This window comes from Enterococcus sp. FR204, from assembly GCF_031143325.1.
In the GTDB taxonomy this organism is placed as follows: Bacteria; Bacillota; Bacilli; order Lactobacillales; family Enterococcaceae; genus Enterococcus_B; species Enterococcus_B faecium.
Genome location: NZ_JAKZIW010000026.1, coordinates 19978 through 29899, shown reverse-complemented (window position 1 = coordinate 29899; position 9922 = coordinate 19978). Strand labels below are relative to the sequence as shown.

Here is a 9922-nt window from a genome sequence, read left to right as displayed (position 1 = left end):
GAAATAAATTGTAGCCAGTTCATTTTTTCTTTAACTAAAAAAATAATCCAAGAAACATTGAACCTATGGATCCAAAAGCTACCCAAATACTATAGCTAACCCCCCCGCTACCTTCAATTTTGCAGATAAAACGCTTTGGGAGAAAATCGCAAAGACGACAGGCCATCCTATCATGCCCGATTATAAACAAAAAGCTGGCTATTCCTTTTGCTCTGACAAATTTCAATTGGGAAAGTTCACGAAACTAGCAGGTGAAGAAGTTTCAACTGTTCGGATCAAAGAATGCCCGCCTCAAATAGAAACATTGGTTCAACGAATTTCAACTAGACAAGACTTTGCTATTGTAGAACGTGAGATCGTAGCTATTTTTGTAGAAGAAGGGATTTTACATGATCCAACTCATATCAATGTGGATAAATGGCAACCTCTTATCTATAAATTCAGAGAATATACAACTGCCAACCAGTCGTTAACTTTGAATTTTAGATTCCAAGAATTCAAAGAGTCATAATGATAAACATCGTTAGGTATAAATAAAAAAGACTCGCAGCACGAGTAAAAAACAAATAGAAGCTATACATTAGAAAGGTCGACTGTGACCCTATAGATGCAGTATATGCAGCTTATGAGCATTTCTTCTGTTCTCTTTGTTTTTGGGATCTGTGCTGAAGTCTTTTTCGTTTTTTGCCGCTCTTTCTTTGAAAAATCGATTATGTTATACCTTCTCCATTACTAATTCAGGCATCTGCTGAGTAATGATTTTTCGCGCAAAAGAAATATCTGTTACCCAAGGTTCGATTTGTTCTTCAGTCAAGACAAGCGGCATTCGGTCATGGATTGGTGCGACTGTGCGGTTAGGTTCAGTAGTCATTATGATTGATTCTGCCATTTTTTCATCCTGATGGCTACGATAAAAACCGCCAATATACACTATTTTTTCCTTATTTGAAAACATAAATTTGTCTTTTTCTTCATTCCACTCATAAAAGCCACTCATTGGGAAAACACAACGATTTTGCAAAAATGGTTGATGAAAGGTCTTTTTTTCTTCTACTGTCTCTGCACGGGCATTAATCATCAATTGTCCTTTTTTAAATCCGGTAAATCCCCACTTCATGATTTCCGGAGTGAGGATGTTTTCTTCCTCTTTTCTTAACGTCACAACAAGATTTGACGGAAAAACTTCTCCAGCTGCTAATTCTGCTGCCTGCTCCGGTTGTTTCGTCTGGGCTTCTCGATAATAATTCTGAAGGAGCTCTGACTCTAGATCAAAAAAATAACGACCACACATCCTAATCCCTCCCAATCTTTTTTTCTATCATACACTGCAACAAGAAGTTCGCACCAACAAAACGCTTTCAATTTGTGTAGAACTAAAAAAGTTGTGACAAGTGACAAACTCTCCAGTGAATGGTATTCTCCTGCCAACTCCTCGGTCACAAGTCACAATATTCAACAAACATGAGAAGCTGCTTTTTGAAATTGTTCCTTGTGACTCGGAGTGAAACGGCAGGCTTACGACCTCTGGGTAAACGGTGTTCCAAAGCCAGTTTCTCGGTATTAAGCCAAATTTATGCAAAAATGTAGAAAGCCATTTTCACAAAATTTTTCTTAATACTCGAAACTAAGCGACTTTTTCACAACCTCTTCCTTAAACGGTGTTCAATCAGCTAACCTTCGGTATTAGCTCAAAAAACGGCAAAATATGAGGAACTATTTTGCCGTTTGTTTCTCTAATACTCAGGTCAAAGCGCTGATTTCACAACCTCTAATACACGGTGTTCCAGAAGTAGCTTCTTCGAAAAATAAGCCGAAATTTCACAAAAATTTGAGAAGCAATTTTCGTAAATTCCTTCTTATTTCTTGAAGCTGACCACTTCTGTCACAACCTCTAATTATTAAAGAACCTTTTGCGAAGTTAACAATCTTTCTTTGATCAATTGGAAATTCTGTCTAAGTAGTGATAGATCTTGTGTGACTTTCAACAATAAGATACTTCCCTGGATTTCAGCAATCAACGCTTTGGCTTGACGGTCTGCTTCTTCATCGGACAGTTTTTCTTCAGAAAGTGCCAGGATATTTTGTTTCGTATACTTGACCCATTGATTGACTAATTCTAGTAGCAACAGACGGTATTCTTCATCCACTGTACTCAACTCAATAATCAAATTACCTACAGGACAGCCATGATAAGTGATCTGTGTCTCATGATCAGCAAAAATCCAGTCCAACATTTCTTCTAATGCTTCTTCTGGCTGTTTTCCAGCATTTAAGATGTCTTCGAACAATTCTGTCTGCCACACGTCCATATGCGCATGGATCACCGCTAGACAAACTTCTTTTTTTGAAGAAAAGTAATAATAAAATTGCCCTTTCCCCGTCTCAGAAGCTGCTAGAATATCTCGGATTGACGTTTCATGATAGCCTTTTTTATAAATAAGATCTTTGGTCGCTTCCAAGATCTTTTCCTTTGTTTTCAATGATATTCTCCTTTTTCATTTCTCATAGTCCTGTATTATACAATAAATTCATCATTTTTTCTTCTTAATCGTTTAAAAAAGACTGTGCCAAACTATCTGACACAGCCCTCACTATAAAACTGTTCTCATGTGTTCTCATATAGCTAGATGTTCATTGATTCAAGAACTGCGAGGAAAAAAGCAATTCCTATCTTATGATAGTTGCTCTAATACTTCCTCTGTTGTCATCACTTGATCTGCAATAAAGCCAAAGTTCGTCAACGCTGCATCCATTGCTTCTTGGCCAGGAGCACCAATTGCATCTGTCGCTACAACAACATTGAATCCACTCTCTACCAATTCACGCATATGGGAATCGCTACACAAGTTTCCGTTCATTCCACCAAGAATTACTGTGTCGATTCCATTTTTTCTCAATTGAAGCGCTAAGTCGTTGCTTTCTGGTCCAAAGATTTTATGAGGAGAGCTGATGATCGTATTTTCATCCAAATAAGGTTTCAATTCTTCGATAAAATCGGCTCCTGAACCTTCTTCCACTGATTCATATTGACTTTTTCTAGCAAACATCTGCTGCTCAAGCATCATATGTTCTCCTGCACCGCCAAATTGCCATTTATGGTCATGTGGGTAAAAATAATGAGGAGAAATAAAGAGTTTGTATCCTTTTTCTTTTACTTGTTTTACCATTTCAATCATATTTTCGATCGTATTGTATTTTTCTAAGATATCTTTTGTCAAACCAAAGCCACCGCCTGCTGGTTTCAAGAACTCAACTTGCGGGTCAGTGAGAACTACTGCTGTATTTTTATTATTGAACATGGTGGATTCTCCATTCGTTATTTATTTTAATACATCATTTAGAGCTTCACTCATTGTTGGATGAGAATAGATTTGATCTCTCAATAACGTATAAGGAAGTTTTCCATTCATAGCTAGCGAAATCAAGTTGATGACTTCATGAGAATCTTCCGCATAGATACTTGCCCCTAGAATCAAGTCAGTTTCAGGGTCGATTAAAACTTTGAATACACCTTTAGGATCTTCTAATACTTGTGCTTTAGGGACACCGCTTGTCATATACTTGAATAATTTGTAATTGACGCCTTGTGCTTTGGCTTGTTTTTCTGTTAAACCTACATTGGATAAAGTCGGAGTGATAAATACACTGTAAGGCACAGCTTTCCGGTTATTCGTTGTTCGTTTATTCTCGCCCTTCAACTGTTCCATAATGATTCGATAATCATCTAGAGAGATATAAGTGAACTGCAATCCGCCTTTGACGTCTCCAATCGCCCAAATGTTGTCTGCATCTGTACGAAGGTATTCATCCACAGCGATTGCTCCGCGATCTGTTAGTTTAACATCTGTATTTTCTAATCCAAGTGCTGCTGTACTTGGTTTTCTTCCAGTTGCAGCCAAAACTTTTGACGCTTGGATTGTTACTTCTTGGCCATCTTCTGTAAAGGTGACGGCAGCTGTTGATTCTTGGTCTGCTACTTGATCTACAGATACACCTAGATGGAATTCGATTCCCGCATTTGTCATGTCTTCTAAAATCATTTGCGCGATATCTTCATCTTCACGAGGAAGAAATTCAGGATGGGCATCAAGAACGACAACTTTAGATCCGTATTCATTGAACATTGATGCAAATTCCAAGCCAATATATCCAGCCCCGATGATCACTAATTTTTCCGGTAATTGTTCCTGATCCATCGCTTGCGTAGAATCAATCAAGTAGCGACTTGTATTCAATCCTTTGATTGGTAAAATGATTGGTTCAGAACCAGTATTGATGAAAATCCGTTCGCCTTCAACAATCACTTTTTCACCATTATTCGTCACTTCGATTTGATGGTTAGAAAGAAAACGTGCTGTACCGTCCATCACTGTCCCAGTTGCCTCATCGCTGATCATATGATAATTTTTGGCGCGAAGCATGCCCGTCAATTTTTCTTTCCGAGCAACAGCCTCTGTAAAGTCGATTCCTCTTTCTCCATTGAAAATCAATGATTTAGAAGGAATACAGCCGATGTTGATACATGTTCCGCCATACATACGTGTTGACTTTTCAACGACTAAAACCGATTCACCTTTTGAAGCTAACGCCTTCGCTAAAGTCTTACCGCCCTTTCCAAAACCGATCACAATATTTTGATATTTTTCCATCATTTTTCCCTCGCTTCTTTTTTACCTACCGGTTGGTACAAAAATATGATAACCGATAATCGTCTATTTTCCAAATCATCTGCTTTATTTGTCAAAAAAACCAGACAAAAAGCGGTCCTTTCACGTTTTTAGTCTGGTTCGATTTCCTTTATTCTTCTAAACAATCGTTACTTCTACATCGATATTTCCTCTAGTTGCTTTGGAGTAAGGGCAGAATTCATGCGCATCTTCTGCAATTTTTTGGGCTTCTTCTTCGTTGATGCCATCGATATGCACTTCTAATACTACACCGATCTGATAGCCGCCATCATCTAAATTATAAAGAGAGACACGTGCTTTTACTGTGGACTCTGCTGTCATTCCTGCTTCTTTGATCATATGTTGTACCGCCCCATTGAAACAAGAAGCATAACCTGCTGCAAATAATTGTTCTGGATTTGTTCCTTCTGCATGGATTCCTGGCGGAGTGATTTTCATATGCATCGAGCCATTTGGTGCCTCGACTTCTCCACTGCGCCCGCCATGGTTGATCATTGCTGTTTCGTATGCTTTTTTCATTGTACTGCTCCTTTCGATTGACCATTTGCTACTTGGCTATAACTATAGTGTATGACAAGTAAGGCGCTTTCTACAAAAATTCTGCTTATTCGAATACCAGAATGCCGTCTTCTACTATTTTTCCAAAAAACAAAAAAATACTACTCGTGAACAACAGCGTCATATTTGTTCCAAAATAAATTGCAATCTTTTCTACATAATCTTTTATATGATTGATTTTAAGATACATATATACCAGAAAGTTGACCCCATAAACCAATACTGTTAAAAAAATAACCATATTCGTTACCATTTTTTCCTCCTTTTGCTGGTCTCCCTACCAGCACTCGATTTAACCATACCACTTTTTTTGCCGTCCAAGCAACTAGCCTTTCAAAAAGACTGGTTTATTCTGCTGTTAATGATTCAAGATCAGAAAAATGTCCGAATAATTTTGCTAATTTTACTAACGCCAACTTGTTCTTTCCGAATTCATCATTTTCTATCTGTAATACTAGTAACGGCTCATGTAAGCTTAAACGGATCAAAAACCAGCCGTTTCCGTATGGCTCTTCTAGATCATATCGAATACCTTCTTCATTTTCCGGGTCGAAGTTCATCCCTTTTTCTTCTTCCAACAGTCGCTTCATTTCTTCTAATATCTTGTTTCCTTGTTCGCGTGGTTCATCGCTGAACAATTTTAATCGGATTTCTTGTACTTCTACGGGCTGTTTCAACTCTTTGATTTGTTCATCTAATGTGATACCTTTTCTTTTTAATTCTGGCAAAAGCATCAGGATCTTTGCGATGACATATGCATCATCATCCAGAAAATAGTTTTCCTTGAATGCAGCGTGTCCGCTTGTTTCGATGGCTAGCTGTGTATCTTTCCCAAGACGGTTAAGTTCTAATGCTTTATTGATTACATTTCGATAGCCGGAAATATAACGAACTTGGATGCCTCCTTTTTCTTCAATGAATCTTTGTAGATGAGAAGAAGTAGGGGAATTCGTCACGATTCTTGTTCCTGGATGCTCTTTTAATACGATTGTACTTAATACTGCGATCAAATTATTTCGATTGATCACTGTTCCGGAAGCACTGACAACTGCAGAACGATCCATATCTGTATCGAAAATGATCCCAAGATCTGCTTCATTTGCTAAAACAGCCTGCTTGATACTTTCCATCGCTTCTTTATTATCAGGATTTGGGATATGATTAGGAAATCGGCCATCTGGTTCCAAAAATTGGGAACCTGTTGAATCCGCACCTAAGCTATTCAATACTTTTTCAGCAAAGAATCCACCAGCACCATTTCCGGCATCAACAATGATTTTCCAACCATTTAGTGGTTTGCTTTCTAGTGTTCCAATCCCCTTTTTAATTTTTGTGACTAAATCTTGCGCATAAGGTGTCAAAAGGTCTGCTTTTTCTACGCTTCCAGTTTGTTCGCTTTTTATTTTTTGCTGCTGTGATAGGATAAAAGCAATATCTTCTTTTTCTGCTCCTCCTTCTGAGGTAAAGAATTTTATTCCATTATAATAATAGGGAAGATGGCTAGCAGTCAGCATAACCGCAGCATCGCACGAGAACTGTTCAAATTGAGTGGACATAAACATAGCAGGCGTAGTAGCTAATTCGAAATCGATGACATGTATCCCTTGTTCTTTCAGACTTTGGATCAACGCCTCTTTCAGTGCTGGTCCGCTTATCCTACTGTCATGACCAATCCCAATCGTCCATTTTTTATTTGGATCGGTTGACTTCTTCTTTTTCTTTATCCAGTTTGCTAGTCCCCAGCCGATCTTTTTTACCATGTCTGTCGTCAAGTTTACTTCATATCCTTCAACTGGTAATGCGATTCCTCGAATATCCGATCCATTTTGTAGCGCTTTCATATCTTTCATATAAAAGTCCCCCTCATTTATTCCCTCATTTTTTCCAGCTTTTCTGCAAATCGCTGTGCTTCTTCTTCTGAGCGGCAAATAATAATGAATGTATCTACACCGGCCATCGTTCCGACAACTTCAGGGTAAGCCACTTCATCTAGCCAATTCGTTACCACATCGGCACCATTTCGTTCAGTCAATACGATGACCATGAACTGAACAGACTGGATACGCAAAACCTCGCGTCTAATTGCTGTACGCAAACGTTCTTCATTTAAAGAAACAGATGGCTGGTTAAATAATGTATAGCGTACTATTTTGTTTTCATTTTGACTTTTTACTAACTTCATTTCTCGAATGTCTCGAGAAATCGTTGCTTGAGTCACATCGGCGCCTGCTTCATGCAGCCGAGCAAGCAGCTCTTCCTGTGTCCCAATAGGTTGTTCTGTAATGATCTGGCGGATCAGTGCTTGTCGCTGTTTCTTTTTCATATTAGACACCTCTCAATGTTGATTATAGCAAAAGATAAGTAATATTTCTTCATATTTTGGTATTTTGTACTTTTATTTTTTGTTTTCATTCAGGTTGCTAACCTTTTTCTATTTTAACACGCAAAATCGTCTTCATTTTTTCAGGTGCTGATTTTCTTGGATCGCTGATGTAAATCTCTTTGTGTTCTTTAGAAGCTCTTTCATAGCCTTCTTTTGCGATGAATGCTTCTAATTTCTCAAACGTTGCTGGTTCTTCGTCATAGGGCCCGACGTGTAAGATTTGGGCACAAAGACCTTCTTCCATCTTTTTGAATACTACTTGTTCTTTCAAGTCTTCCCGAAGTTTGCTAGAACGCTGAATGGCTTCTTGTGCTATCGCTTCTGTAACAAAGTCAGGCTGTCGGATCATCAATTGATAAGAAAAATGTTCTTTTTTCATCACTGGTTCATGCAAATACTTTTCTTGCAGTCCCCATTGTCCTTCCAGTGGATAGACAGTATACATCTGATAATCAGGAATCAGCCAATTTTTTTTAGGCGACATGCGTATTGCATAGCTGACTGCATATAGACAGGCTACTCTTCGTTTAAAGTCTTCCTGATTCGGGTCGCCGATCCCTCTGATGCTAAAGAATGGTTTTTTAGGAACCTCTAGTATTTGCGGGCTTTTTTTCATACTATAGCTCTTGTCTTTACGCCATTCAATTTTTTCCATTTTTCTTCCTCCGCGAAATTCCATTTAGTTATTTATTATCATACCTCTTTTTGAGTGACTTGGCTAATCGTGTTGACACTATTTTTCAGTTTGTGCTAGAATAAGTTAAGTAAATAAATCGTACAGATAACACGTTTCGGCGTGTCGAGAGAGAGGCGGTTTCTATTTTTATAATAGAAATCACTCTCTTTTTTTACGAAATTTTTTAGAGGTGATGTAAATGACAAAACAAAAACAGCTGCTTTTAGTACCTGCAGTAATTGCAACAGGGATGATGTCTTTTGCGGGCGTATTGATCGAGACGGCCATGAATGTAACTTTCCCAACTCTTATCAGACAGTTTGATTTAACGACTGCACAAGTCCAATGGGTAACAACGATTTATCTTTTGATGATTTCGATCATTGTTCCGCTGTCTACTTATTTGAATCGCAATTTTAGTCTCAAAAAACTCTTTTTAGCTTCAAATCTGCTTTTCTTGGCAGGTATAATGATCGATTTCTTCTCTCCTACCTTCATGGTCCTATTGTTTGGGCGATTGCTCCAAGGTGCAGCGACAGGTATCGCTCTTCCGTTGATGTTCCATATTATCTTGACATTTGCCCCCCTCAATCGACGAGGCGCGATGATGGGTGTCGGTACTTTGACAACGGCCATTGCTCCAGCAATTGGTCCCACTTATGGAGGCATTATGACTTCACATTTTACATGGAATCATATCTTCCTGTTTCTTGTGCCCGTTTTGATTCTTTCTTTGATTATCGGCTGGTTTGCTATTCCCGAGATGGCAGTACAAAAAAGTGGTTATTTGGATTGGATAAGCGTTTTAGGAATTTGTCTTTTGTTTAGTGGAAGTCTAACATTTTTGAGTACGTTGGGAACAGTTTCCAGCTGGATTGCTTTAATCATCGGCGGTATTGGCTGGTTCCTTTTTTACTATCGAAGTAAAAAAGTGGAGCATCCGCTGATCCGACTGTCTATTCTTTCAAATAAAACATTCCGCTTGTTTTTGATTGGCTTCTTAGTTTATCAGTTTTTATTACTTGGTGTATCTTTTGTCTTGCCGAATTTCCTTCAGATCGTTCAAGGAAGTAGTCCTTTTGTCGCTGGATTAGCGATGCTTCCCGGCGCAGCGGTTGGTGCTTTGCTTTCTCCTTTTTCCGGGAAAATGCTGGATCAATATGGTCCGAAGAAGCCAATTTTTGCTGGGCTGATTCTTTCTTTGATTGGTTGGCTAGCATTATTCCTACTCATAGGACACGCTTCAGTGGGTGTATTGATTGCTTGTCATGTGTTTTATATGATCGGTATCGGATTATCATACAGCAATATGATGACCACCGGAATGAATGCACTGAATGAAGAACTACAAGGAGACGGGAACGCAATGTTCAATACCTTGCAGCAGTTTTCTGGCGCTGTGGCTACTTCATTAGTAGCGGTCATTATCAATTACGTCCAGCATCATACTTCCCATAACTATGAAGTGTCTACTACATTAGGATCAAAAGCAGCATTAGGCGTCTTGTTGCTGTTGCTTCTCGTAAGCTTTGCTCGATTCGCCTATTATCTGTTCTTTGCTAAAAAAGCATAGATTCCATATACGGCAGGTGTTGCATCTGCCGTTTTTTTGTGTGA

11 protein-coding genes are annotated in these 9922 nt (G+C 38.7%); 2 read left to right on the top strand and 9 right to left on the bottom strand.

Annotated features, from left to right (window positions below):
• Positions 1-172 precede the first annotated feature (172 nt).
• Positions 173-511 carry a hypothetical protein gene (locus RG571_RS07530; RefSeq protein ID WP_002318334.1) on the top strand — a complete coding sequence of 113 codons (339 nt, stop codon included), beginning with the start codon at positions 173-175 and terminating at the stop codon, positions 509-511.
• A gap of 204 nt (positions 512-715) precedes the next feature.
• Here RG571_RS07530 and RG571_RS07525 read toward each other — a convergent pair whose 3' ends face one another.
• From RG571_RS07525 to RG571_RS07485, 9 genes are all read right to left on the bottom strand, one after another.
• Complete coding sequence (locus RG571_RS07525; protein WP_002318335.1) at positions 716-1291, bottom strand: SOS response-associated peptidase; 576 nt, start codon at positions 1289-1291, stop codon at positions 716-718.
• Between the two features lie 607 nt (positions 1292-1898).
• The gene (locus RG571_RS07520; RefSeq protein ID WP_002300332.1) at positions 1899-2480 is read right to left on the bottom strand and encodes a TetR/AcrR family transcriptional regulator; all 582 of its coding nucleotides are present in this window, start codon (positions 2478-2480) and stop codon (positions 1899-1901) included.
• A gap of 192 nt (positions 2481-2672) precedes the next feature.
• A complete protein-coding gene (locus RG571_RS07515; RefSeq protein ID WP_258430473.1) occupies positions 2673-3299 on the bottom strand; it encodes a cysteine hydrolase in 627 nt (208 codons plus the stop codon).
• Positions 3300-3320: 21 nt separating this feature from the next.
• Positions 3321-4652 carry an FAD-containing oxidoreductase gene (locus RG571_RS07510; protein WP_010724442.1) on the bottom strand — a complete coding sequence of 444 codons (1332 nt, stop codon included), beginning with the start codon at positions 4650-4652 and terminating at the stop codon, positions 3321-3323.
• A 153-nt stretch (positions 4653-4805) separates the two neighbouring features.
• The gene (locus RG571_RS07505; RefSeq protein ID WP_258430471.1) at positions 4806-5207 is read right to left on the bottom strand and encodes an organic hydroperoxide resistance protein; all 402 of its coding nucleotides are present in this window, start codon (positions 5205-5207) and stop codon (positions 4806-4808) included.
• A gap of 85 nt (positions 5208-5292) precedes the next feature.
• Complete coding sequence (locus RG571_RS07500; RefSeq protein ID WP_002293677.1) at positions 5293-5499, bottom strand: hypothetical protein; 207 nt, start codon at positions 5497-5499, stop codon at positions 5293-5295.
• A 94-nt stretch (positions 5500-5593) separates the two neighbouring features.
• Complete coding sequence (locus tag RG571_RS07495; RefSeq protein ID WP_308947791.1) at positions 5594-7096, bottom strand: phosphomannomutase/phosphoglucomutase; 1503 nt, start codon at positions 7094-7096, stop codon at positions 5594-5596.
• A 17-nt stretch (positions 7097-7113) separates the two neighbouring features.
• Positions 7114-7569, bottom strand: coding sequence for an arginine repressor (gene argR / locus RG571_RS07490; protein WP_002286829.1), 456 nt, complete (start codon positions 7567-7569; stop codon positions 7114-7116).
• Positions 7570-7666: 97 nt separating this feature from the next.
• A complete protein-coding gene (locus RG571_RS07485; protein ID WP_002318343.1) occupies positions 7667-8284 on the bottom strand; it encodes a GyrI-like domain-containing protein in 618 nt (205 codons plus the stop codon).
• A gap of 220 nt (positions 8285-8504) precedes the next feature.
• Here RG571_RS07485 and RG571_RS07480 point away from each other — a divergent pair, with 220 nt between their 5' ends.
• Positions 8505-9878 (top strand): MFS transporter, encoded by a 1374-nt coding sequence (locus tag RG571_RS07480; protein WP_002293681.1) that lies wholly within the window; start codon positions 8505-8507, stop codon positions 9876-9878.
• The last annotated feature ends 44 nt before the right edge of the window (positions 9879-9922 follow it).